We start from the raw sequence: 684 nt of genomic DNA, 5'->3' as shown, positions 1-684 counted from the left end.
GGCCCTGTGCCCACCCCACCCCCACCGAGTACACACAAGACATGATCCGAGTCTTCCTCCTCGACGACCACGAAGTCGTCCGCCGAGGCATCGCCGACCTCCTCACCCACACCGGCGACATCGAGATCATCGGCGAATCCGCCTCCGCCCAAGAAGCCACCCGCCGCATCCCCGCCCTACGACCCGACGTCGCCATCCTCGACGGCCGCCTGCCCGACGGCAGCGGCATCGACGTCTGCCGCGACATCCGCGCCATCGACCCCACCATCAAAGGCCTCATCCTCACCTCCTACGAAGACGACGAAGCCCTCTTCGCCGCCATCATGGCCGGCGCCGCCGGCTACGTCCTCAAACAAATCCGCGGCACCGACCTCATCGACGCCGTCCACCGCGTCGCCGCCGGCCAATCCCTGCTCGACCCCGCCGTCACCCAACGCGTCCTCGAACGCATCCGCCACGGCGCCGACGAACCCGACGAACTACGCACCCTCAGCGAACAAGAAAAACGCATCCTCGACTACGTCGCCCAAGGCCTCACCAACCGCGAAATCGCCGCCCGCATGTTCCTCGCCGAAAAAACCGTCAAGAACTACGTCTCCAGCCTCCTGGCCAAACTCGGCCTCGAACGCCGCACCCAAGCCGCCGTCCTGGCCACCAAACTCCTCGCCGAACACCCACACTGAG

The 684-nt window shown here is 66.4% G+C and carries 1 protein-coding gene; it reads left to right on the top strand.

What is annotated here, in order from left to right; genetic code table 11:
- Positions 1-41 precede the first annotated feature (41 nt).
- Positions 42-683, top strand: a complete 642-nt coding sequence (locus Sya03_RS30675) for a response regulator (RefSeq protein ID WP_203941951.1) — start codon at positions 42-44, stop codon at positions 681-683.
- Position 684 lies beyond the last annotated feature (1 nt).

This window comes from Spirilliplanes yamanashiensis (assembly GCF_016863475.1).
In the GTDB taxonomy this organism is placed as follows: domain Bacteria; phylum Actinomycetota; class Actinomycetes; order Mycobacteriales; family Micromonosporaceae; genus Spirilliplanes; species Spirilliplanes yamanashiensis.
The sequence above is the reverse complement of the archived record's forward strand: the minus strand, read 5'-3'. Positions and strand labels throughout refer to the sequence as shown.

What these genes read in the sequence shown, in the direction of transcription:
- Sya03_RS30675 (WP_203941951.1), top strand. Translation starts at nt 42, where the DNA reads ATGATCCGAGTCTTCCTCCTCGACGACCACGAAGTCGTCCGCCGAGGC.